General features: G+C 70.9%; 18 protein-coding genes. 9 read left to right on the top strand and 9 right to left on the bottom strand.

Annotation, left to right across the window (positions count from 1 at the left end):
• Positions 1–18: 18 nt before the first annotated feature.
• Entirely contained in the window at positions 19–2,097 is a 2,079-nt protein-coding gene (locus tag QUE38_RS16150) for a DNA gyrase/topoisomerase IV subunit B (protein ID WP_286309343.1), read from the bottom strand.
• A 178-nt stretch (positions 2,098–2,275) separates the two neighbouring features.
• Here QUE38_RS16150 and QUE38_RS16145 point away from each other — a divergent pair, with 178 nt between their 5' ends.
• Positions 2,276–2,512, top strand: a complete 237-nt coding sequence (locus QUE38_RS16145; protein ID WP_286309342.1) for a DUF7455 domain-containing protein — start codon at positions 2,276–2,278, stop codon at positions 2,510–2,512.
• Between the two features lie 88 nt (positions 2,513–2,600).
• Here QUE38_RS16145 and QUE38_RS16140 read toward each other — a convergent pair whose 3' ends face one another.
• The 4 genes from QUE38_RS16140 to QUE38_RS16125 form a co-directional block, all read right to left on the bottom strand.
• The gene (locus QUE38_RS16140) at positions 2,601–3,332 is read right to left on the bottom strand and encodes a type 1 glutamine amidotransferase (RefSeq protein WP_286309341.1); all 732 of its coding nucleotides are present in this window, start codon (positions 3,330–3,332) and stop codon (positions 2,601–2,603) included.
• The gene (locus QUE38_RS16135) at positions 3,329–4,594 is read right to left on the bottom strand and encodes a Mur ligase family protein (RefSeq protein WP_286309340.1); all 1,266 of its coding nucleotides are present in this window, start codon (positions 4,592–4,594) and stop codon (positions 3,329–3,331) included. Before QUE38_RS16135 ends, QUE38_RS16140 begins: the two co-directional genes overlap by 4 nt.
• 7 nt (positions 4,595–4,601) lie before the next feature.
• Positions 4,602–5,987: an RNA polymerase sigma factor gene (locus QUE38_RS16130; protein WP_286309339.1), complete on the bottom strand. Its 1,386-nt coding sequence runs from the start codon at positions 5,985–5,987 to the stop codon at positions 4,602–4,604.
• Between the two features lie 195 nt (positions 5,988–6,182).
• Complete coding sequence (locus tag QUE38_RS16125; RefSeq protein WP_286309337.1) at positions 6,183–7,001, bottom strand: proteasome assembly chaperone family protein; 819 nt, start codon at positions 6,999–7,001, stop codon at positions 6,183–6,185.
• Positions 7,002–7,329: 328 nt separating this feature from the next.
• Between QUE38_RS16125 and lpdA the strand changes: the two genes are divergently transcribed.
• Both lpdA and sucB read left to right on the top strand, forming a co-directional pair.
• Positions 7,330–8,703 carry a dihydrolipoyl dehydrogenase gene (gene lpdA, locus QUE38_RS16120; protein ID WP_286311874.1) on the top strand — a complete coding sequence of 458 codons (1,374 nt, stop codon included), beginning with the start codon at positions 7,330–7,332 and terminating at the stop codon, positions 8,701–8,703.
• Between the two features lie 64 nt (positions 8,704–8,767).
• On the top strand, positions 8,768–10,156 hold the full coding sequence (gene sucB / locus QUE38_RS16115; RefSeq protein WP_286309336.1) for a 2-oxoglutarate dehydrogenase, E2 component, dihydrolipoamide succinyltransferase: 1,389 nt from the start codon (positions 8,768–8,770) through the stop codon (positions 10,154–10,156).
• On the opposite strand, the gene QUE38_RS16110 is transcribed toward sucB, so the two are convergent.
• Positions 10,153–11,595, bottom strand: coding sequence for a protein kinase family protein (locus QUE38_RS16110; protein ID WP_286309335.1), 1,443 nt, complete (start codon positions 11,593–11,595; stop codon positions 10,153–10,155). The genes sucB and QUE38_RS16110 overlap by 4 nt on opposite strands.
• Before the next feature lie 108 nt (positions 11,596–11,703).
• Between QUE38_RS16110 and lipB the strand changes: the two genes are divergently transcribed.
• From lipB to QUE38_RS16095, 3 genes are all read left to right on the top strand, one after another.
• A complete protein-coding gene (gene lipB, locus QUE38_RS16105) occupies positions 11,704–12,348 on the top strand; it encodes a lipoyl(octanoyl) transferase LipB (protein ID WP_286309334.1) in 645 nt (214 codons plus the stop codon).
• Positions 12,345–13,334 (top strand): lipoyl synthase, encoded by a 990-nt coding sequence (gene lipA, locus QUE38_RS16100; protein ID WP_286309333.1) that lies wholly within the window; start codon positions 12,345–12,347, stop codon positions 13,332–13,334. The genes lipB and lipA overlap by 4 nt, the downstream gene beginning before the upstream one ends.
• A gap of 75 nt (positions 13,335–13,409) precedes the next feature.
• Positions 13,410–14,117, top strand: a complete 708-nt coding sequence (locus QUE38_RS16095) for a DUF4191 domain-containing protein (protein ID WP_286309332.1) — start codon at positions 13,410–13,412, stop codon at positions 14,115–14,117.
• A 15-nt stretch (positions 14,118–14,132) separates the two neighbouring features.
• Here the strand turns inward: QUE38_RS16095 and QUE38_RS16090 are convergent, their stop codons facing one another.
• On the bottom strand, positions 14,133–14,564 hold the full coding sequence (locus tag QUE38_RS16090; RefSeq protein ID WP_286309331.1) for an RDD family protein: 432 nt from the start codon (positions 14,562–14,564) through the stop codon (positions 14,133–14,135).
• Between the two features lie 141 nt (positions 14,565–14,705).
• Between QUE38_RS16090 and glnA (QUE38_RS16085) the strand changes: the two genes are divergently transcribed.
• On the top strand, positions 14,706–16,130 hold the full coding sequence (gene glnA / locus QUE38_RS16085) for a type I glutamate--ammonia ligase (protein ID WP_286309330.1): 1,425 nt from the start codon (positions 14,706–14,708) through the stop codon (positions 16,128–16,130).
• 102 nt (positions 16,131–16,232) lie between these two features.
• Here the strand turns inward: glnA (QUE38_RS16085) and QUE38_RS16080 are convergent, their stop codons facing one another.
• Together QUE38_RS16080 and glnA (QUE38_RS16075) are read right to left on the bottom strand one after the other, a co-directional pair.
• Entirely contained in the window at positions 16,233–19,259 is a 3,027-nt protein-coding gene (locus tag QUE38_RS16080; RefSeq protein ID WP_286309329.1) for a bifunctional [glutamine synthetase] adenylyltransferase/[glutamine synthetase]-adenylyl-L-tyrosine phosphorylase, read from the bottom strand.
• A 20-nt stretch (positions 19,260–19,279) separates the two neighbouring features.
• A complete protein-coding gene (gene glnA / locus QUE38_RS16075; RefSeq protein ID WP_286309328.1) occupies positions 19,280–20,617 on the bottom strand; it encodes a type I glutamate--ammonia ligase in 1,338 nt (445 codons plus the stop codon).
• Between the two features lie 135 nt (positions 20,618–20,752).
• Between glnA (QUE38_RS16075) and panB the strand changes: the two genes are divergently transcribed.
• On the top strand, positions 20,753–21,640 hold the full coding sequence (gene panB, locus QUE38_RS16070; protein WP_286309327.1) for a 3-methyl-2-oxobutanoate hydroxymethyltransferase: 888 nt from the start codon (positions 20,753–20,755) through the stop codon (positions 21,638–21,640).
• Positions 21,641–21,933: 293 nt separating this feature from the next.
• The gene (ppgK, locus tag QUE38_RS16060; RefSeq protein WP_286309325.1) at positions 21,934–22,722 is read left to right on the top strand and encodes a polyphosphate--glucose phosphotransferase; all 789 of its coding nucleotides are present in this window, start codon (positions 21,934–21,936) and stop codon (positions 22,720–22,722) included.

Genomic DNA, 22,722 nt, shown 5'->3' with positions numbered 1-22,722 from the left:
CACCCGGCCGAGGCCGGTTCAGGCGTCGATGCGCTCCTTGTCGAGAGCGGCCGCGCTCTCGACGATGAACTCCTTGCGCGGCGCGACCTCGTTGCCCATGAGCAGCTCGAAGACGCGGCCCGCCTGCTCGGCGTCGCGGATGCCGACCCGGCGCAGCGTGCGGTGGCTCGGGTCCATGGTCGTCACCGCGAGCTGGTCGGCGTCCATCTCGCCGAGGCCCTTGTAGCGCTGGATCGGGTCCTGGTACTTCCGGTTCTTGCGCGCGAGGCCCTTCAGCACGGCGTCGAGCTCGGGCTCGGAGTACGTGTAGATCGTCTCGTTCGGCTTCGAACCGGGATGCATGACCACGACCCGGTGCAGCGGCGGCACGGCCGCGAAGACGCGCCCCTCCTCGATCATCGGGCGCATGTAGCGGAAGAACAGGGTCAGGAGCAGCGTACGGATGTGCGCGCCGTCGACGTCGGCGTCGCTCATGATGATGACCTTGCCGTAGCGCGCCATCGAGATGTCGAAGGTGCGGCCCGAACCGGCGCCGATCACCTGGATGATCGAGGCGCACTCGGCATTGCCGAGCATGTCGGCGATCGACGCCTTCTGCACGTTGAGGATCTTGCCGCGGATCGGCAGCAGGGCCTGGTGTTCGCTGTCGCGCGCGAGCTTCGCGGTGCCGAGCGCCGAGTCGCCCTCGACGATGAACAGCTCGCTGTGCGCGACGTCGTTCGACCGGCAGTCGACGAGCTTCGCCGGCAGCGTCGAGTTCTCGAGCGCGTTCTTGCGCCGCTGGGTCTCCTTGTGGGTGCGCGCGGAGATGCGCGCCTTCATCTCGGCGACGACCTTCTCGAGAAGCGCGGCCGACTGCGACTTGTCGGGGCGCGCGGTCGAGGCGAACCGCTCGCGCAGCGCCGTCGCGACGACGTTCGTGACGATCGCGCGCACGGCCGGCGTGCCGAGCACCTCCTTGGTCTGCCCCTCGAACTGCGGTTCGGCCAGGCGCACGGTGACCACTGCGGTGAGCCCCGCGAGCACGTCGTCCTTGTCGAGCTTGTCGTTGCCGACCTTGAGCCGGCGGGCGTTCTGCTCCACCTGGGCGCGGATGACCCGCATGAGCCCCTGGTCGAACCCGGCGAGGTGCGTGCCACCCTTCGGCGTCGCGATGATGTTCACGAAGCTGCGCACGGTCGTGTCGTAGCCGTTGCCCCAGCGCAGCGCCACGTCGACCACGCACTCGCGCTCCACCTCGGTCGACACCATCGCGCCCGATTCGGTGAGCACCGGCACGGTCTCCGTGAAGGTGCCCGAGCCCTCGAGCCGCCAGACGTCGGTGACGGCCGGGTCGGTCGCGAGGTACTCGGCGAACTCCGAGATGCCGCCGTCGAACTTGAAGTGCGTGGTCTCCGGCTCCTCGCCGCGCTCGTCGCGGATCGAGATGCCGAGGCCCGGCACGAGGAACGCCGTCTGCCGGGCGCGCCCGATCAGCTCCTCGGCGAGGAACGCGGCGTCGCGCGTGAAGATCTGCCGGTCGGCCCAGTACCGCACGCGGGTGCCGGTCGTCTTCTTGGCGACCTTGCGGACCACGCGCAGCTCGCTCGAGAGCTCGAACGGCGTGAACGGTGCGTCGGGCGTCTTCATCCCGTTGTCGTCGAACACGCCCGGCTCGCCGCGGTGGAACGACATCGCCCAGGTGCGGCCGTCGCGGTCGACCTCGACGTCGAGACGCTCCGAGAGTGCGTTGACGACGGATGCCCCGACGCCGTGCAGTCCGCCCGAGGCGGCGTACGAGCCCGAACCGAACTTGCCGCCGGCGTGCAGCTTGGTGAAGACCACCTCGACGCCGGAGAGCCCGGTGCGCGGCTCCGCGTCGACCGGGATGCCGCGCGCCTGGTCGCGGACCTCGACGCTGCCGTCGCGGTGCAGCACGATCTCGATCTCCGACCCGTGACCCGCGAGCGCCTCGTCGACCGAGTTGTCGATGATCTCCCACAGGCAGTGCATGAGGCCGCGCGAATCGGTCGAGCCGATGTACATGCCCGGGCGCTTGCGCACCGCCTCGAGACCCTCGAGTACGGAGAGGTGCCTGGCGGAATAGTCTGCGCTCACGACCGTCCAGACTACCCGCGCGCCGGGCGCCGGGCCGACGCCGACACCCCGCCTCGGGGCATCCGCTCGCCGACTGTACGCGTTGAGCGAAATACCGCCGCTGCAGGACGAACGCACAGGTCGGCCGTGCTTTCATGGATGCACCCTAGGAATTCGGTGCACGTACTAAGGAGGAGCCATGACCCGATACCCGGAGACCGATGGTGCGGTCGATGAGCTCGAGCCGTCGTACGAGCTCACCGCACTGGACCGCTGCGACAGCTGCGGCGCGCAGGCCTACATCCGCGTCGTCGTGAACAGCGGCGAGCTGCTGTTCTGCGCGCACCACGGCCGCAAGCACCAGGAGAAGCTGTCCGAGATCGCGCACAGCTGGCACGACGAGTCGAGCCGCCTCGTCTCGGAGTCGCGCCCGTAGCGCGCACCACGACCCACCCGGCCCGTCGGCGATCACGAGATCGTCGGCGGGCCGCCGTCGTTCCTACGCCGGATCGCGCGGCACGCGCTCAGCGCTCGGAGACGCCCAGTCGCTCGAGGATGATCGCGCGCGCTCGCTCGGCGTAGCCGTCCGCCTCCGAGGCCGGCCCGCCCGTGGCGTAGGCGACCCCGCGCCGCTCGGCCGCCGCGGCGAGCATCGCGTCGGCCAGGGCCGGCTGCTTCGCGAGCACGGGGCCGTGCAGGTGCGTCCCGATGACGGAGCCCATCACCACGCCCTCCTGCCCGGAGTCGCGGCCGTTGCCGCTGCCGCGCACGACGCGCCCGAGCGGCGAGCCTTCCGCACCGACGTAGTCGCGCGCGTGGTTCTCGTACCCGACGAGCAGGCCGTGCTTCGTGCGCACGACCAGGTCGTCGCTCACGCGGGACTCGCGGGGCACCGCTCGACCCGGCACGATGCCGAGCCCCTCGATCGTGCGACCGTCGGCGAACTCGATGCCCCAGCCGAGCAGTTCCATGCCGGTGCCGACGCCCAGGATCGGCACGCCCTCGGTCGCCCAGCGCCGCAGCTCGTCCTGCAGCGGTGCGATGCGCTCGATCGCGGCCTCGGCGGAGGCATCCGTGCCCGAACCGACCACGATCACGTCCGGCTCGACCGGCAGCGCACCGACCTCCTCGACGCGCAGGTGCATGGCGTCGAGCCCCGCCCAGCGTGCGCGGGCGGCGAGCACGTCACCGTTCTCGGCATCGCCGTTGACGTTCAGCAGGCTCGGGAACAGGCTCACGACCGACAGCGTCGTCATGCGTCCTCCTTCGCCTCGGCGAGGCCGAGGTGGGCGCGGGTGCGGCGCATCGAGTCGGCGGTGAAGACGATGGTCTTCACGCCGTGCTCGGGCGCGGGAAGCGCGAGGAACTCGTCGAGGGCCGTCGGCAGGTCGGGCTCGACCCGGCCGACCTCGACGCCGTCGTAGGCGAGCTGGAGCGCCGCCTCGAGCGCCTTCGACCCCGAGACGACGCGCACCGAGCCGAGGCCCGACGCGTCGACCGGCCAGAAGTACGACGGGTCGCGCACGTCGGAGCCCATCGCGAACAGGATCTGCTCGGTGCCCGGCACGATGCCGTCGACGTTGAGCTGGAAGCTCGAAGGATTCTGCACGAGGACGAACTCCACCTCGGTGCCGCGCACGGTCACGCGTTCGCCGCGCCCGAACACGGCCGGCATCTCGCTCACGGCGCGCGCCGCGGCGTCGAGGTCGAAGTCGCGACCCAGGATCGCCCGTGCGCCCGCGACCGCGGCGGCGGCGTCGACGGCGTAGTGGATGCCCCGCGAGGGCAGCCGCACGTCGACCGCGCGTCCGTGCAGCTCGAGCGTCGTCACGTCGCCGGCGAGGCCGACGATGCGCACGCCGTCGCCCGCCGCGAGTCGCTCACCTGCGGTGCGCGCGTTGCCGAGCCCGCGCGGGGCGGCCGCCAGCACCTCCGCGCTCACGCCGAAGCGCTCGACCGCGACGCCGCGCTCGGCCGCCGCGGCGACCTGCACGAGATACGCGTCGTCGGCGTTCAGCACGATCGACTTCGTCGCGCGGGACGCGATGCGAGCGAGCATCCCCGCGACCGCCTCGGAGTCGTGGAACCGGTCGATCTGGTCGACCATCACGTTGGTGAGCACGACCACGTCGGGATGCAGGTCCGCCGTCACGCGCGCGCCGTGGCCCTCGTCCATCTCGAGCACGGCGAGGTCGCCGGGAACGCGCCCGCGCACGTCGGCCCGCTCGAGCAGCGCCGAGGTCAGGCCCTGCGCGATGTTCGCCGTCGACGGGTTCGTGAAGACCGAGCGGTCGTGCGCGCGCAGCACCGCGACGAGCATCTTCGTCGTGGTCGACTTCCCGCTCGACCCGGAGACGACCACGAGGCCGTCGGGGAATGCGCCGAGCGCGTGCGGGAGGTAGCCGGGGGCGATGCGGTTGACCACGAGGCCGGGCACCGCCGATCCCCCGCCGGGCTTTCGGAGCCGGGCGAGGAATCGCACGAACCGGCCGACGAGGATCGCCGGCGCGTAGCGCACCCGCGGCCTACTCGAGGTAGTCGCGGAGCGACTGCGAACGCGACGGGTGGCGCAGCTTCGCCATCGTCTTCGACTCGATCTGCCGGATTCGCTCGCGGGTCACGCCGAACGTGTCGCCGATCTGGTCGAGCGTCTTCGGCTGGCCGTCACCGAGGCCGAAGCGCATGCGGATGACGCCCGCCTCGCGCTCGGAGAGCGAGTCGAGCAGGCTCTCGAGCTGCTTCTGGAGCATCGTGAAGCCCACCGCGTCGGCCGGCACGACCGCCTCGGTGTCCTCGATGAGGTCGCCGAACTCGCTGTCGCCGTCCTCGCCGAGCGGGGTGTGCAGCGAGATCGGCTCGCGGCCGTACTTCTGCACCTCGACGACCTTCTCGGGCGTCATGTCGAGTTCCTTCGACAGCTCCTCGGGCGTGGGCTCGCGGCCCAGGTCCTGCAGCATCTGGCGCTGCACGCGGGCGAGCTTGTTGATGACCTCGACCATGTGCACCGGGATGCGGATGGTACGGGCCTGGTCGGCCATGGCACGGGTGATCGCCTGGCGGATCCACCACGTCGCGTAGGTCGAGAACTTGAAGCCCTTCGTGTAGTCGAACTTCTCGACCGCACGGATGAGGCCCAGGTTGCCCTCCTGGATGAGGTCGAGGAACTGCATGCCGCGTCCGGTGTAGCGCTTCGCGAGCGAGACCACGAGGCGGAGGTTCGCGCCGAGCAGGTGCGACTTCGCGCGCTGGCCGTCCTTCGCGACCCAGGCGAGCTCGCGGCCGAGCTGGCTGCGCTGCTCCTCCTTGGACATGTGCGACAGCTTCTCCTCGGCGAACAGGCCCGCCTCGATCCGCATCGCGAGCTCGACCTCCTCGGCCGCGTTCAGGAGCGCGACCTTGCCGATCTGCTTCAGGTAGTCCTTCACCGGGTCGGCGGTCGCACCCGTGATCTGGGTCGAGTAGACGGGCACGTCGTCGTCCTCGTCCACGGCGCGGAGCACGATGGCACCCGTCGGGTGCGCCTCCACCTTGGGCGCCTTGGCGTCGCCGTCGTCCGAGTCGTTGTCGCCGTCGTGCGCGTCCTCCGCGTCGGGAGCGTCGACCTCGTCCTCGTCGGCGTCCTTCGGCGCGGCCTTGCGGCGGGTGCCGGTCGCCGCGCGCTTCGCGGGTGCCTTCTTCTCGGTGGCGGGCGTCTCCTCCGCGGCCTTCGCGGTCGTGCGCTTGGTGGTGCCCTTGGCCGCGGTGGACTTGGATGCGGTCGACTTCGCGGCGGTCGACTTGGTCGTCGTGCGCTTCGCGGGCGCCTTCTTCGCGGTGCCGCCCGCAGTCGCCGTGGTGCTGCGCGACTTGGTCGCTGCGGTCGACTTCGCGTTCGTGGCAGGCGCGTCCTGCTTCGCTTCGGTCTGTGCCATGCGGAAACCTCTCGGGTCCGATCGATGCGACGGCACGCCGCCGGGCCCGACTCTCGGGCCGCACGATCGTTTCGGACATTACAAAGGCCCATGTCAAGTCGATGCGAGGCCGGGGGCAACGCGAACGGGCCGACTTGACCGGGTCCTTCCTACAATTATAACCCGCTCTCGGGGCGGCGGATTCCCCTCGGCCGCCTATCCGCGCGGCGTGTCGTCGTCGCGCGTGCGACGGAAGGCGAGGAACTTCTCCAGTTCGGCCGCGATGTCGTCCGCGCTCGGCACCTCGCCGGCCTCGTCGGTCAGCGGCGATCGCAGCGACGTGCCCTCCATGTACGCGTCGTGTCGCTCCTCCAGGGAGCCGACCAGCTTCGCGAGCTCGCCGTTCTCCCCCACCTGCTCGTCGATGCGCCCGACGAACTCGCGGCCCTGCTCGCGCAGCGCATCGGTCGGGAAGATCAGGCCGGTCGCGGCGCTGATGCTCTCGAGCGCCGACACGGCGGCGAGCGGGTACTCGGTGTCGGCCAGGTAGTGCGGCACGAGCAGCACGAAGCCCGCGATCGGCATCCCGCGCTCGCGAAGCCGGTACTCCAGCAGGTGCAGGGCGTTGCCCGGGGCCTGCGTGTGCGGGCGCCAGATCGACATCGACTCGACGAGGTCCTCCCGGTTGCCGCTCACCGTCACGCCCATCGGGCGGGTGTGCGGCACGGGCATGGGGATGGCGTGCACCCAGGTCGCCGTCTCGACACCGAACCGGTCGACGAGGTCGAGCACCGCCCGGACGAACCGCTCCCACTGGAAGTCGGGCTCGAAGCCCGTAAGCAGCAGGAAGCGACGCCCGAGCTCGTCGGCGGCGAGGTGCAGTCGCAGTCGCGGGGGCTCGTAGTCGGAGATGTGGTCCTGGTCGAAGGTGATCACCGGGCGCCTGGCGCGATAGTCCAGCAGTTCGTCGACGTCGAACTCGGCCACCAGCTCGGTGTCGAGCGTGTCGACGAGGTACGTCGTGAACTGCGACACGGCCGCGCCCGAGTCGGCGAAGCCGGTGAGCCCCGCGACCAGCGGGAGCCCTCGGGGACCTCGACGCCGGCCACCAGCTCGTACAGTTCGCGGGGGTCTCGCATGCCTTCAATGCTAACGACGCGGATGCCGCGGGCCGCCCGTCGGCACCGCGTGCGACCATGCCCAGAGCGAACACTTCGCGTGCATGCCGCACCGCGCGCCGCCCCCTCCGACGGGTAGTAAGGTCGTGTGGGGCGAGAACGACTCGCCCGTGCAGCCTGTCGGCGGGCCATCGATCCGTGCGGCAGACCGTGTCGCAGATCTGGTGCGCAAGGGAGATATCCGGGTGTCCGAGCAGAATTTTGACATCGTCGTTCTCGGTGGAGGCAGCGGAGGGTACGCCGCGGCGTTGCGCGCCGTGCAACTCGGTTTCAGCGTCGCGCTCATCGAGAAGGACAAGCTCGGCGGCACGTGCCTGCACCGCGGCTGCATCCCGACCAAGGCCCTGCTGCACGCGGCCGAGATCGCCGACGGCGCCAAGGAGTCCGAGAAGTTCGGCGTCAAGGCGTCGTTCGAGGGCATCGACATGCCCGCCGTGAACGCCTACCGCGACGGCGTGGTCTCGAGCAAGTGGAAGGGCTTGCAGGGCCTCGTCAAGGCGCGCGGCATCACGGTCGTCGAGGGCGAGGGCCGTCTCACCTCGCCGACCACCGTGGAGGTCGGCGACCAGACCATCACCGGCAAGAACGTGGTGCTCGCGACCGGCTCCTACTCGCGCACGCTGCCGGGCCTCGAGATCGGCGGACGCGTGATCACGAGCGAGACCGCGCTGCAGCTGGAGTGGGTGCCCCGTCGCGTCGCCGTGCTCGGCGGCGGCGTCATCGGCGTGGAGTTCGCGAGCGTCTGGCGCTCGTTCGGCGCCGACGTGACGATCATCGAGGCGCTCCCCCACCTCGTGCCGAACGAGGAGGAGTCGGTCTCGAAGCAGCTCGAGCGGGCGTTCCGCAAGCGGGGCATCGAGTACAAGCTCGGCACGCGCTTCCAGGGCGTCACCCAGGACGACAGCGGCGTCGTCGTGACCCTCGAGGACGGCTCGACCGTCGAGGCGGACCTGCTGCTCGTCGCGGTCGGCCGCGGCCCCGCCACCCACAACCTCGGGTACGAGGAGGTCGGCATCGAGATGGACCGCGGCTTCGTGCTCACGAACGACCGCCTCGAGACCAGCGTGCCCGGCGTCTACGCCGTGGGCGACATCGTGCCCGGCCTGCAGCTCGCGCACCGCGGGTTCCAGCAGGGCATCTTCGTCGCCGAGGAGCTCGCCGGCCAGAACCCGATCGTCGTCGACGACGTCAACATCCCGAAGGTCACGTACTGCGACCCCGAGGTCGCGTCGGTGGGCTACACCGAGGCGAAGGCCAAGGAGCAGTTCGGCGACGACAAGGTGTCGAGCTACGAGTACAACCTCGGCGGCAACGGCAAGAGCCACATCCTGGGCACGAGCGGCTCGATCAAGGTCGTGCGCGTCGAAGACGGCCCCGTCGTCGGCGTGCACATGATCGGCGCCCGCGTCGGCGAGCTCATCGGCGAGGCCCAGCTGGCCGTCAACTGGGAGGCGTACCCCGAGGACGTCGCCCCGCTGCTGCACGCGCACCCGACGCAGAACGAGGCGCTCGGCGAGGCCTTCCTCAAGCTCGCCGGCAAGCCGCTCCACGCGATGTGACCCCGCGCGGCCCGAGACACACCAATAAGCTAAGAAGCGCACACGCTGTGAAGGAGTCAATCGCATGAGCGAATCCGTCAGCCTCCCGGCACTCGGTGAGAGTGTCACCGAAGGCACGGTCACCCGATGGCTGAAGAACGTCGGAGACCAGGTGGAGGTGGATGAGCCGCTGCTCGAAGTCTCGACCGACAAGGTCGACACCGAGATCCCCTCGCCGGTCGCGGGCACGATCGAGGAGATCCTCGTCCAGGAGGACGAGACGGTCGAGGTCGGCACGCCGCTCGTGACGATCGGGGACGGCTCGGGTGCGGGCGCGTCCGCCGAGGAATCCGAGCCGGCCGCCGAGGAGCCCGCGGCGGAGCCCGAGCCTGAGCCCGCGGCTGAGCCCGAGCCTGAAGCAGAGCCGGAGCCGGAGCCGGAGCCGGAGGCTGAGCCGGAGCCCGAGCCGGAGCCCAAGGCCGCACCCGCTGCGCCTGCGGCACCCGCGGCCCCGCCCGCTCCCCCGGCTGCTCCGGCCGCACCCGCCGCCTCGGAGTCGTCGGCTCCCGCACACGCCGGCAGCGGCTACGTCACGCCGATCGTCCGCAAGCTCGCGAACGAGCAGGGCGTCGACCTCTCGACCGTGACCGGCACGGGCGTCGGCGGCCGCATCCGCAAGCAGGACGTGCTCGACGCGCGCTCGACCGCTGGCGCCGCTCCCGCGGCCGCAGCGCCGAAGCCGCGCCCCGAGCCGTCGCCGCTGCGCGGCACGACGCAGGCCATGACCCGCCTGCGCAAGGTCGTGGCCGAGCGCGCCGTGGTGTCGATGCAGTCGACCGCGCAGCTCACGAGCGTGGTCGAGGTCGACGTCACCAAGGTGGCGCGACTGCGCGACCAGGCCAAGGCGGCGTTCCTCGAGGAGACCGGCAACAAGCTGTCGTTCATGCCGTTCTTCGCCCTCGCGGCGATCGAGGCGCTGCGCGCGTACCCGATCATCAACTCGACCGTCGACGGCGACTCGATCGTCTACCCGGACACCGAGAACCTGAGCATCGCGGTCGACACCGAGCGCGGCCTGCTCACCCCGGTGATCAAGAACGCCGGCGAGCACGACATCGCGGGCCTCTCGGCCCAGATCGCCGACCTCGCCGAGCGCACCCGCAACAACCAGCTGAAGCCCGACGAGCTGGCCGGCGGCACGTTCACGCTCACGAACACCGGTTCGCGCGGCGCGCTGTTCGACACCCCCGTCGTGTTCCTGCCGCAGACCGCCATCCTCGGCACCGGCATCGTGGTCAAGCGCCCGGTCGTCGTCAGCCAGGACGGCACCGACGCCATCGCCGTGCGTTCGATGGTGTACCTCGCGCTGTCGTACGACCACCGGATCATCGACGGCGCCGACGCGGCCCGCTTCCTCACCGCGGTCAAGGACCGCCTGGAGGAGGGCGACTTCGAGGGCGACCTCGGCATCTAGCCCCAGATCGACCGCAACGACCACCCGGCCTCGCCCCTCACCACGAGGGCCGAGGCCGGTGGCGTGTCCGGGACGGTCGACGTCACCTGCACCAGCACGACGTCGCCGAGCTCGTCCACCACGACGACCTCGGCGGGCGGCACGAGCAGGGAGGCGTGCAGCTCCGCGCCGTCGTCCGCCGAGCGGAGCGCGGCGAGGTCGTCGCGCTCCAGGGCCGATCCCGGCTGCAACACCCGGCCGAGGCACCCCGCCGAGCGTGCGGCGAGGCAGCGGATGCGCTCCTCCAGCAGGGATCGGGCTGCCGCGGCCGCCTCGACGTCGGGGCCCGGCGGCTGCCACGCACCGTCGTCCGACCATTCGCCTGTCACAGGCCCACCGTCCGGGACGACCGACACCTCCTCCCCCGCACCGGGCACCGCGTCGGCCGCTCCCACGGGCGGCAGCAGGGTGAGGGCGAGCACGAGGGCCGACGCAGCGACGGCCCCGCCGACGACGAGCGGGCGCCGTCGTGCACGGAGCGCGGTGCGGATTCGGCCTGCGATTCCGTCGTCGAGTGCCCGCTCCCACGCCGCCGCCGACTCCTCGGGCAGCTGGAGGATGCCGGCCCATGCCGCCGCGTGGCCGCCGGAACCGTCGTCCGGCGCCGCCTCCACCGCCGTCGGCGACTCCGCGGACCGGGGGCCGTCGAGCTCGACGGCCGAGGGCTGGAGCGGAGCATCCGCTCGACCGAGCCCTGCGGAGGCGTCGAGCCGGATGGGCGCCGGCGCGGCGACCGCGAACACCGCGCGTTCCCATGCGGCGTCGTCGCGTGCGAACGGACGGGACGACGCGACGGCGTCGCACCAGGCCGCGAGGCCGTCGAGCCCGTCCGGCCTCGCGACCCGTGCCGCGAGCGCGCGCACCAGTCCGGCGTACGCGGCCATGGCCTCGCGTCGCAGGGGCACCGATCCCCCGCCGGCGGCGTCGCCCGCCCGACGCAGCGCACCGAGCCCGATCAGGCGCGGACGACCAGCTCGGTCGAGCATGACCTGCCCCGGTGCGAGCCGAGCGAGCGCGAGCCCGGCCCGGTCGAGCGCCAGCAGCGCCTCCCGCACGCCCGCGAGCAGGGTCACCGCCTCACCGGGTGCCCACGCGCGTCGCTCGAGCAGCTCGGGGAGGCCGATCTCGAGCTGCTCCACCACCAGCCACGCGGACTCGCCATCGCTCGCCGCATCGAGCAGGGCCGGCAGCACGCCGCCGGGCGTGCGCGCCATCGCCTCCGCCTCGAGCGCGACGGCGTCGGGTGCGTGCCCCGGCGGATAGGCGCGCACGACGACGGGCCCGTCGGCATCCGCGTCGTCCGCTCCCGGCGATGCCAGCCACGCGACGCAGCGATCGCCGGTCGCCAAGCGACGCACCAGGCGGTACCCGCCCGCGAGCGCCGGCTCCGTCCGTTCCATGCGCACCAGCGTTCCGGCGCGCACGCGGGCGGGCTCGCGGACGCAACGACTTCGCACGCATCCGCCCGTACCGGCCGGTGTGGAGGACACGGCACCTAGACTGTGAGCATGCTCGACGTCATCGTCGCGGGGCTAAGCGCCAACTCCGTGCCGTACATCGAGGGTCTCGACCTTCAGCGCGCCGTCCATCGAGCGGTGGTCGCGGGCGAACGCCCCGACACCGCGCTCCTGCTGGAGCACCCGTCCGTCTACACCGCCGGGAAGCGCACGTCTCCCGACGAGCGACCGGTCGACGGCACCCCCGTCGTCGACGTGGACCGCGGCGGCAAGATCACCTGGCACGGGCCCGGCCAGCTGGTCGGCTACCCGATCATCCGGCTGGCCGAGCCGATCGACGTGGTCGGCTACGTCCGCCGCCTGGAGCAGGTGCTGATCGACGTGCTCGCCCCGCTCGGCGTCGACGGTCGTCGCGTCGACGGCAGGTCCGGCGTCTGGGTCGGCCCGCCCGGCGCGGAGGACAAGATCGCCGCGATCGGCGTCCGGGTCGCCGAGGGCGTCACCATGCACGGGTTCGCCCTCAACTGCAGCAACTCGCTCGAGCCGTACCGGCGCATCGTCGCCTGCGGCATCCGCGACGCCGGCGTGACGACGATCTCGCGCGTGATCGGGCATCCGACGCATCCGTCCGACCTCGTGGACGCCGTGCGCGACCGGCTCGTCGCCGAGTTCGAGCGCGAGGAGGTGGTCGCATGAGCACCGCCCCCGACGGCCGTCGCATGCTCCGACTCGAGGTCCGCAACGCGCAGACGCCCATCGAGCGCAAGCCCGAGTGGATCAAGACCCGCGCCAAGATGGGGCCCGAGTTCCGATCGCTCCAGTCGCTCGTGAAGAGCGAGGACCTGCACACGGTCTGCCAGGAGGCCGGCTGCCCGAACATCTACGAGTGCTGGGAGGACCGCGAGGCGACGTTCCTCATCGGCGGGTCCCAGTGCACCCGTCGGTGCGACTTCTGCCAGATCGACACGGGCAAGCCCGCCGACTACGACACCGACGAACCGCGACGCGTCGCGGAATCGGTCTCGACCATGGGCCTGCGCTACGCCACCGTCACGGGCGTGGCGCGCGACGACCTGCCCGACGAGGGCGCCTGGCTCTACGCCGAGACGATCCGCGAGATCCACCGGCAGAGCCCCGGTACCGGCGTCGAGATCCTCGTGCCCGACTTCTCCGGACGCCCCGAGCATCTGAACGAGGTGTTCTCGGCCCGACCGGAGGTCTTCGCGCACAACGTCGAGACGGTGCCGCGCATCTTCAAGCGCATCCGCCCCGCCTTCCGCTACGAGCGCTCGCTCGACGTGCTCACGCAGGGGCGCGACGCGGGGCTCATCACGAAGTCGAACCTCATCCTGGGCATGGGCGAGACGCGCGACGAGGTGTCGGAGGCCCTGCGCGACCTGTTCTCCGCCGGGACCGACATCATCACGATCACCCAGTACCTCCGACCGAGCCCGCGTCACCTGCCGGTGGACCGGTGGGTGCGTCCGGAGGAGTTCGTCGAGATCCGCGACGAGGCCGAGGAGATCGGATTCCTCGGGGTGCTCGCGGGCCCGCTGGTGCGCTCGTCGTACCGGGCGGGGCGGCTCTGGGCGCAGTCGATGCGTCGCAGCGGACGGGAGATCCCGCCCGAGCTCGAGCACCTCGCGGATGCGGCGCTCGGTTTCGAGCAGGCCGTCGTCTGACTGTTCGCCGAGGGCGTCGCCGGACGCCCTCGGCCGCGGTCGGCGCCACTCCCGCGCGCCGGTATCCTAGAGACCATGGCACGCAGCAAGAAGTCGTCGACGAAGGAGCCGGGCCGGCTCAAGCAGATGTGGCAGGTCTTCCAGATGACCCGCCGGCACGACTCGACGGCGCCGTGGCTCATCCTGCTCGGGTTCCTGCTGCCGGTGCTGGTCGCCGTGGTGCTCTCGCTCTTCCTGGGCAACGGCAACTGGTTCACCATCTCGATGTTCATCCTGTCCGGAGTGCTGGGCGGCATCCTCGTCGCACTGGTCATCCTGGGCCGCCGAGCCGAACGCGCCGCCTACTCGCAGATCGAGGGGCAGCCCGGGGCAGTGGGGGCCGTCCTCAAGTCGGGCCTCCGCCGCGGGTGGGTGGGCAACGAGATGCCCGTCGCGGTGAACGGCAAGACCCAGGACGCGATCTACCGGGCCGTCGGCAAGGGCGGCGTCGCGCTCATCTCCGAGGGTGCCCCCTCGCGCACGAAGCGCATGCTCGACGACGAGCAGCGCAAGGTCGCCCGCATCCTCCCGAACGTGCCGATCACGCAGTTGAGCGTGGGACGCGAGGACGGCGCGATCCCGCTGCACCGCCTGCCCAAGTCGCTGAAGTCGCTCAAGAAGTCGCTCACCAAGGCCGAGGTCGTCGCGGTGAACAACCGCCTCACGTCGCTGCAGACGCAGCTGCCGATCCCCAAGGGGATCGACCCGATGAAGGCCCGTCCGCAGCGCGGCAAGGTGCGCTGAGCCGGAGGCCGAGCCTCAGGAGCGGACGAGCACCGTTCCGGCGACCTTGTCGTGGAAGCCGCGCTGGTCGGAGTCCCAGACGAGCGCCGGGATGACGATGACCAGCAGCAGGGTGCGCACGAGCGGCCTGCGCAGGCCGACCCAGCCACCCTCGAGCGCGATCACGCGCATGCCGGTGATCCGGTGGCCGATGCTGCCGCCGATGGTCGGGATGAACGCGACCTGCATGATCGCGAACAGCGCGAGCGTCGACCAGGAGTGCACGTTCGTCGCGTACGACGCCCAGATGAGCGGGATCAGGTTGGCGATCGCCCAGTCGATGCAGAGGGCGAGGATGCGCCGCCCGACGCGCCCCACCGAGCCCGTGCCCGACTCCGGGAGTCCGAGCCGTTCGCCGGGCCATTCGCTGGGTGGGATCTCGCTGGCTGCGGCGGGGTTCTGGGGCACCGGACGAGTCTAGACGGTTGCCCTCCACGTAACATGCCGGAAACATTAGTGTCATGGCCGGGAAACCGCCGGTCGATAGCGTCGGATCGGCTGCACCGAGGTAGTCGTCCGGTCCCCTCCCCCAACTTGGAGAAACGCCACATGTTCAGTGATTCGTCCGAAGTGCTCTCGTTCATCAAGGAGACGGACGTCAAGTTCCTTGACATCCGCTTCACCGACCTCCCGGGTGTGCAGCAGCACTTCAACATCCCGGCGTCGACCGTCGACGAGGACTTCTTCACCGTCGGCCAGCTCTTCGACGGCTCGTCGATCCGCGGTTTCGCGAACATCCACGAGTCCGACATGCAGCTCATCCCCGACGTGAGCACGGCCTACATCGATCCCTTCCGCGCCGAGCGCACGCTCATCATGGTGTTCGACATCTACAACCCGCGCAACGGCGAGATCTACGCGAAGGACCCGCGTCAGGTCGCGAAGAAGGCGGAGAAGTACCTCGCGTCGACCGGCATCGCCGACACCGCGTACTTCGCCCCCGAGGCCGAGTTCTACATCTTCGACGACGTGCGCTACGAGGTGAAGCAGAACTCCAGCTTCTACTCCGTCGACTCGGAGGAGGGCGCCTGGAACACCGGTCGCGAGGAGCCGGGCGGCAACCTCGGCAACAAGACCCCCTACAAGGGCGGCTACTTCCCCGTCTCGCCCGTCGACAAGCAGGCCGACCTGCGCGACGACATCTCGCTGAAGCTCATCGAGTCGGGTCTCGTGCTCGAGCGTGCGCACCACGAGGTCGGCACCGGTGGCCAGGCCGAGATCAACTACCGGTTCGACACGATGGTCCACGCCGCGGACGACATCCTGAAGTTCAAGTACATCGTGAAGAACACCGCCAACCAGTGGGGCAAGGTCGCGACCTTCATGCCGAAGCCGCTGTTCGGCGACAACGGCTCGGGCATGCACACCCATCAGTCGCTGTGGAACGAGGGCTCGCCCCTGTTCTACGACGAGGCCGGCTACGGCGGACTGTCCGACATCGCGCGCTGGTACATCGGCGGCATCCTCGCCCACGCTCCCTCGGTGCTCGCGTTCACGAACCCCACGCTGAACAGCTACCACCGGCTGGTCAAGGGCTTCGAGGCACCGGTCAACCTGGTCTACTCGGCCGGAAACCGCTCGGCCGCCGTCCGCATCCCGATCACCGGCACGAACCCGAAGGCCAAGCGCATCGAGTTCCGGGCACCGGATGCATCGGGCAACCCGTACCTCGCGTTCGCAGCCCAGCTCATGGCCGGCATCGACGGCATCAAGAACCGCATCGAGCCGCACGAGCCGGTCGACAAGGACCTCTACGAGCTCCCGCCCGAGGAGGCCAAGAACATCCCCCAGGTCCCGAACTCGCTGCAGGACTCGCTCGAGGCCCTCGCGGCCGACCACGAGTTCCTCCTCGCGGGCGGCGTCTTCACGCCGGAGCTCATCGAGACCTGGATCGACTACAAGATGGAGAACGAGATCAAGCCGCTCGCGCAGCGGCCGCACCCGTTCGAGTACGAGCTGTACTTCGGCGTCTGATCGCCTGACATCCCCGACGGGCCGTGCCACTTTCGGTGGTACGGCCCGTCGGCGTTTCCCCGGGCGACTCGATGACGGGGTACGCGGGCGGATGCGACCGGCTCAGCCCGTGCTCGGCTGGCGCCGCTCGGGCTCGCCGTAGAAGCCGCGCTCGAACACGCGCCGGGCGCGACGGGTGGCCGAGAGGTAGTCCTCCTCGAGCTGGCTCGCCGAGCCGGGCGGGTACTCCAGCAGGCGGGCGACGCCTTCGAGCTGCGTGCGCTCGACGGGCAGCACATCCGTGGTCTTGTTCAGCCAGAGCGTGAGCGCCGAGCGCGCACGCGACGCGATGATCCACGCCTCGCGGAGGATCCCGGCGTCGTGGTCGGTGACGAATCCGGCCCGAGCGGCGCTCGCGAGGGCCTCCAGCGTCGAAGTCGTGCGCAGCGACGGCTCATCGGTCGCCTTGCGCAGTTGGAGCAGCTGCACGAACCACTCCACGTCGCTCAGCGACCCGCGTCCGAGCTTCAGGTGGCGCACCGGGTCGGCGCCCTGCGGAAGGCGCTCGCTCTCGACGCGCGCCTTGATGCGCTTCACCTCGCGCACCTCCTGCTCACCGATCACGGCCGGGTACCGGATCGCGTCGGCGAGCTCCTCGAACTCCGCGAGCAGCGCCGCGTCACCCGCGGCGCCGCGAGCGCGCAGCAGCGCCTGAGCCTCCCAGGTCAGCGACCAGCGCGCATAGTACGCGCGGTAGGCGTCGAGGGAGCGCGCCATGATGCCGTTGCGGCCCTCGGGTCGCAGGTCGGCGTCGAGGTCCAGCGGCAGCCGCGCGTCCGCCGTCAACCGCTGCAGCTCCGACACCAGGAACTGGGCGCGCTGCTGCGCCTCCTGCGGCTCGGCCCCGGCGGCACGGAACACGTACATCACGTCGGCATCCGACCCGAAGCCGAGCTCGCGCCCGCCGAACCGGCCCATTGCGATCACGCCGAACTCGATGCCGTCACCCTGCTCGCCCGCCGGGCGACGGATCGCCTCCAGCACCGCCTCGAGGTGCTGCTGGGTGACGTCGGCGAGTCCGTAGCCGAGCTCGTCGACGGTGCAGGTGCCGACGATGGCCGAGAAGGCCAGCCGGAGCACCTCGCGACGGCGCATGGTGCGCAGCACCTTCGCCGCCGCCTCGGGGTCGGAGTGGCGCGCCAGCACGGACTGCGCCTCCTCGCGGAGGTCGGCCATCGTGCGGGGTCGCAGCTCGTCGGCGTCGTCCAGCCACACCACCGATTCCGGCGCGAGGTCGAGGAGCTCGCCGACGAATCGCGAGCCCGAGAGCACGCGGGTGAGCCGCAGCGCCGCCGCTGTCGAGTCGCGCAGGAACCGCAGGTACCAGTGGGCGGTGCCGAGCCGGTCGCTGAGCCGCCGGAACGCCAGCAGGCCGTAGTCGGGGTCGGCGCCATCGGCGAACCACTCGAGCAGCACCGGCAGCAGGTGGCGCTGGATCGCCGCGCGCCGCGACACGCCGTTCGTGAGTGCGGCGATGTGCGCGAGCGCCCCGGTGGGATCGCGGAACCCGATCGCCTGCAGGCGGGCCGCGGCCTGCTCGCTCGTGAGCTCGAGCCCCTCCTCGGGCAGCGCGGCGACGGCAGACAGCAGTGGACGGTAGAAGAGCCGCTCGTGCAGGCCGCGCACGCGCGACCGCGTCGCCTGCCAGAGACGGCGCAGCTCCTCGGCGGTGGATGCGAGACCGGTCGCGCGTGCGAGCAGCCGCATCTCCTCGTCCGAGCGCGGCATGAGGTGCGTGCGTCGCAGGCGCGCGAGCTGCAGGCGATGCTCCATCACGCGCAGCACGCGATAGTCGCGGGTGAACTCGGCTGCCTCCACGCGACCCACGTAGCCCGCGAGGGCGAGCGCATCGAGCGCCGCGACCGTGCCGCGCTGGTGCACGGTGTCGTCCGCCTGGCCGTGCACGAGCTGCAGGAGCTGCACGGTGAACTCGATGTCGCGCAGGCCGCCGGGCCCCAGCTTCAACTGCACGTCGACCTCGTCATCGGGGATGTGCTCGGTCACCCGCTCGCGCATCTTCTGCACCGACTCGACGAAGTTCTCGCGAGAGGCGATCGACCACACCTTCGGGGCGACCCCGGCGACGTACCTGGCGCCGAGTTCGGCGTCACCGGCGATCGGCCTCGCCTTGAGCAGCGCCTGGAACTCCCAGGTCTTGGCCCAGCGGTCGTAGTAGGTCAGGTGCGACTCGAGCGAACGCACGAGCGCGCCGTCCTTGCCCTCCGGGCGCAGGTTCGGATCGACCTCCCAGAGCGGGGGCTCCACGGATGCTCCGTTCAGCGCCCGCATCATGGTCATGGCGAGGCGCGTGGCGATGTCGATCGCGACCGGCCCCGCCACGGCCTCCTCGTCTGCCGATTCGGCGACGAAGATGACGTCGACGTCGCTGACGTAGTTCAGCTCGCGCGCGCCGGCCTTGCCCATGCCGATCACGGCGAGCCGGGTGGCGGCGACGGATGCCTCGGGGAAGCGCGCGGGCGCTGCAGGGTCGCCGTCGCGGCGCGAGTGCGCCCGTCGGGCGAGTTCCAGCGCCGCGTCGATCGTGGCGCCCGCGAGGTCGGCGAGCCCGGCGGCCACGCGGTCGAGCACGTCGACCGCGTCGGCGGAGCTCAGGTCGTAGAGCGCGATCTGTGCGAGCAGCCGGCGATAGCGCGTGCGCAGGGCGGGCCACGCCGTCTCCGCGTCGTCGAGGCCGCCGTAGCCGAGCCCGTCGATGGCCTCCAGCATCCGCTCGCGATACTCGGCGGCGGTCGCCGGCGGCACGGGACGCGCGCGCAGCAGCTCGAGCTCCTCCGGATGCCGCTCGAAGAACTGCCCGAGCCCTCGTGATGCGCCGAGCAGGCGTCCGAGCGCGGCCGCGGCGGTCGGGTCGGCGACGAGCGCCGCGACGCGGTCGACTCCGCGTTCGGCGATGTCCTGCAGCAGCCCCAACGCCTGGTCGGGGTCGGCGGCATGCCGCACGACCTCGATGCAGGCGTCCTCGTCGACGCCCAGCAGCTCACCGACCGCGGTGAGGCGTTCGGCTCCCGCGCTCAGGTCGTCGAAACCCAGCCGGGCGAGTGCGGTGAGGCTCTGGCTCCTGCCGCGCATCCGTGTCTCCGACGCCGTCGCTAGAGGATCTCCAGGTTGCGCTGGAGCTCGTACGGGGTCACCTGGCTCCGGTACTCGCGCCACTCCTGGCGCTTGTTCGCGAGCACGTAGTTGAAGACCTGCTCGCCGAGCGTCTCGGCGACGAGCTCGGAACCCTCCATGTACTCGATCGCGTGGTCGAGGCTCGCCGGCAGCGACCGGTAGCCGAGCGCCCGGCGCTCCGCATCCGTGAGCGACCACACGTTGTCCTCGGCCTCCTCGGGGAGCTCGTAGCCCTCCTCGATGCCCTTGAGACCGGCGGCGAGCATGAGCGAGAAGGCCAGGTAGGGGTTCGCCGCGGAGTCGATCGCGCGGTACTCGACCCGGGCGCTCTGGCCCTTGTTGGGCTTGTACAGCGGCACGCGCACGAGAGCGGACCGGTTGTTGTGGCCCCAGGTGATGAAGCTCGGCGCCTCGTCGGCGCCCCAGAGGCGCTTGTAGGAGTTGACGAACTGGTTGGTGACGGCGCTGATCTCGCTGGCGTGGCGGAGCAGCCCCGCGATGAACTGCCGGCCGATGGTCGACAGCTGGTACTGCGCGCCCTGCTGGAAGAACGCATTCGAGTCGCCCTCGAACAGCGACATGTGCGTGTGCATGCCAGACCCCGGCTGGTCGGAGAACGGCTTCGGCATGAACGTCGCGTACACGCCCTGCTCGATCGCCACCTCCTTGACGACCGTGCGGAAGGTCATGATGTTGTCGGCCATGGCCAGCGCATCGGCGTAGCGCAGGTCGATCTCGTTCTGGCCGGGGCCCGCCTCGTGGTGGCTGAACTCCACCGAGATGCCGAGGTCCTCCAGCATGCGCACCGACCGGCGGCGGAAGTCGTGTGCGGTGCCGCCGGGCACGTTGTCGAAGTACCCGGCGGAGTCGACGGGCTGCGGACCCTCGGTGCCGAACTTCGACGACTTCAGCAGGTAGAACTCGATCTCGGGGTGCGTGTAGAAGGTGAACCCGGCGTCGGCCGCCTTCTCGAGCGTGCGCTTCAGCACGTTGCGCGGGTCGGCGACAGCGGGCTCGCCGTCGGGCGTCGTGATGTCGCAGAACATGCGCGCCGTGGGGTCGATGTCGCCGCGCCAGGGCAGCGTCTGGAACGTCGTGGGGTCCGGATGCGCGAGGAGGTCGGACTCGTAGCTGCGCGTGAGCCCCTCGATCGCGGAGCCGTCGAAGCCGAGCCCCTCGGTGAACGCCCCCTCCACCTCTGCCGGCGCGATCGCCACCGACTTCAGCGTGCCGACCACGTCGGTGAACCAGAGCCGGACGAACTTGACGCCCCGCTCCTCGATGGTCCGGAGCACGAAGTCCCGCTGCTTGTCCATCAACACCCTCTCTCGCTCCGTCTAGGCTACTGGCTCCACTGCCCGCCCACGAGCCACCTCGGGGAGCGCGTCGGCACGTCCCGCCCACCCGTTCCGGCCGGCCGAGCGCCTCCGCCGCGTGGCTAGACTTGCCGCATGCCAGAGCTGCCCGAGCCCAACGTCGACGCCTCGTCCGCCGGGGGCGAGCAGAACCCCTACGGCGGTGGGGCGGCCCGCGCGGCCGGCCCGCGTCGCGTGCGCACCCGGCACTTCCAGAACGCGAAGGAGCAGGGCATCGCGATCACGGGGCTCACGAGCTACGACCAGCTGACCGCGCGCATCTTCGACGAGGCCGGCATCGACTTCCTGCTCGTCGGCGACTCCGCGGGCAACAACGTGCTCGGCTACGACACGACCCTGCCGGTGACGGTCGACGAGCTCATGCCGCTCACCCGCGCCGTGGCGAAGGCCGTGACGCGCGCGTTCGTGGTCGCCGACATGCCGTTCGGCTCGTACGAGTCGGGGCCGGAGGAGGCGCTGCACACCGCGGTGCGCTTCATGAAGGAGTCGGGCGCGCACGCGGTCAAGCTCGAGGGCGGTCGGCGCAGCGCCCCGCAGATCGAGCGCATCGTGCAGTCGGGCATCCCGGTGATGGGACACGTCGGCTACACGCCGCAGTCGGAGCACGGGCTGGGCGGCCACATCATCCAGGGTCGGGGCGACGCGGCCGACCGTCTCGTCGACGACGCGGTCGCGGTGCAGGAGGCGGGCGCGTTCGCGGTCGTGCTCGAGATGGTGCCGGCGGATGCCGCGAAGCGCGTGACCGAGACGCTGGCGATCCCGACGATCAGCGTCGGCGCCGGGCCGCACACAGACGGCCAGCTCCTCGTCTGGACAGACTGGGCGGGCCTCACGACCGGGCGCATCCCGAAGTTCGTGCGCCAGTACGCGAACCTCGCGCAGACGCTCGGCGACGCGGCGCGCGCGTGGCGGGCCGACGTCGACTCCGGCGAGTACCCCGGGCCCGAGCACAGCTACGAGTAGCTGCTCCCAAGAGCCGGGCCGCCCCGGGGCATCCGTCTCAGGCGTCGTCGGCGGCGTCCTCCTCGGCCCACTTCGCGCTGTTCGCACGCAGGATCTCGAGGGCCATCGCGGCCTCCCCTCCGTGGGGAACGGGCCCACCCGATCGACCGACGGCGAGACGAACCCGTGCTCGACCTCGCCGGTCTTCATGTTGTACCAGTACTGATCTTCCCCCTGGGACGTCATACCCCTGATCCTACGCCCGCCCGCCACGCCCCTCCCCGGCGTCGACGGCTGCGCGCTATGGTGCTCACATGGGCGACGTACGGGCCATCGGCATCGACATCGGCGGAACCGGCATCAAGGGGGCGATCGTCGACGTCGAGGCCGGCGAACTCGTCTCCGACCGGGTGAAGGTCGCGACCCCGGCGGGCGGTGAGCCGAAGGACATCCTCGACGCGACGCGCGACCTGCTCGGCACGCTCGGGCACGACGGCGAGATCCCGATCGGGGTCTGCTTCCCCGCGATCGTGCACCACGGCCGCACCATGTCGGCCGCGAACATCTCCGACGAGTGGATCGGGCTGCCGGCCGAGGCGATGTTCGAGCAGGAGCTGGGCGTGCCCATCCACTTCATCAACGACGCGGATGCCGCCGGCTACGCCGAGTCGCGCTATGGAGCGGCTCGCGGCGAACGCGGGCTCGTCATCATGACCACGCTCGGCACCGGCATCGGGTCGGCGCTCATCTACGACGGCGTGCTCATCCCGAACTCCGAGCTCGGCCACCTCGAGATCGACGGGAAGGACGCCGAGCATCGCGCCGCGTACTCCGCGATGGAGCGCAAGGAGTTGAGCTGGGAGCACTGGGCGAAGCGCCTGCAGCGGTACTACTCGCACGTCGAGTTCCTCTTCTCCCCCGACCTGTTCATCGTGGGCGGCGGGGTCTCCAAGAAGCACGAGCACTTCCTGCCGCTGCTCGACCTGCAGACGCGGATCGTGCCCGCGGTGCACCGCAACAACGCGGGCATCCTCGGCGCCGCGGCGATGGCGGTCGAGTACGGCACCGAGTGGGCCGCGGGCGCCGGACCGTCGGACGACTGA

The organism is Agromyces mangrovi (assembly GCF_030296695.1).
In the GTDB taxonomy this organism is placed as follows: domain Bacteria; phylum Actinomycetota; class Actinomycetes; order Actinomycetales; family Microbacteriaceae; genus Agromyces; species Agromyces mangrovi.
Note: the sequence above shows the minus strand (reverse complement) of the source record. Positions and strands in the feature narration are given on the sequence as shown.

Coding starts and splice junctions, on each gene's coding strand:
- ppgK (WP_286309325.1), top strand. CDS start 21,934: ATGGGCGACGTACGGGCCATCGGCATCGACATCGGCGGAACCGGCATC.
- QUE38_RS16080 (WP_286309329.1), bottom strand. CDS start 19,259: ATGCGCGGCAGGAGCCAGAGCCTCACCGCACTCGCCCGGCTGGGTTTC.
- lipA (WP_286309333.1), top strand. CDS start 12,345: ATGAGCACCGCCCCCGACGGCCGTCGCATGCTCCGACTCGAGGTCCGC.
- QUE38_RS16145 (WP_286309342.1), top strand. CDS start 2,276: ATGACCCGATACCCGGAGACCGATGGTGCGGTCGATGAGCTCGAGCCG.
- panB (WP_286309327.1), top strand. CDS start 20,753: ATGCCAGAGCTGCCCGAGCCCAACGTCGACGCCTCGTCCGCCGGGGGC.
- QUE38_RS16130 (WP_286309339.1), bottom strand. CDS start 5,987: ATGGCACAGACCGAAGCGAAGCAGGACGCGCCTGCCACGAACGCGAAG.
- QUE38_RS16110 (WP_286309335.1), bottom strand. CDS start 11,595: ATGGAACGGACGGAGCCGGCGCTCGCGGGCGGGTACCGCCTGGTGCGT.
- QUE38_RS16140 (WP_286309341.1), bottom strand. CDS start 3,332: ATGACGACGCTGTCGGTCGTGAGCCTGTTCCCGAGCCTGCTGAACGTC.
- glnA (WP_286309328.1), bottom strand. CDS start 20,617: ATGGACAAGCAGCGGGACTTCGTGCTCCGGACCATCGAGGAGCGGGGC.
- glnA (WP_286309330.1), top strand. CDS start 14,706: ATGTTCAGTGATTCGTCCGAAGTGCTCTCGTTCATCAAGGAGACGGAC.
- lipB (WP_286309334.1), top strand. CDS start 11,704: ATGCTCGACGTCATCGTCGCGGGGCTAAGCGCCAACTCCGTGCCGTAC.
- sucB (WP_286309336.1), top strand. CDS start 8,768: ATGAGCGAATCCGTCAGCCTCCCGGCACTCGGTGAGAGTGTCACCGAA.
- QUE38_RS16095 (WP_286309332.1), top strand. CDS start 13,410: ATGGCACGCAGCAAGAAGTCGTCGACGAAGGAGCCGGGCCGGCTCAAG.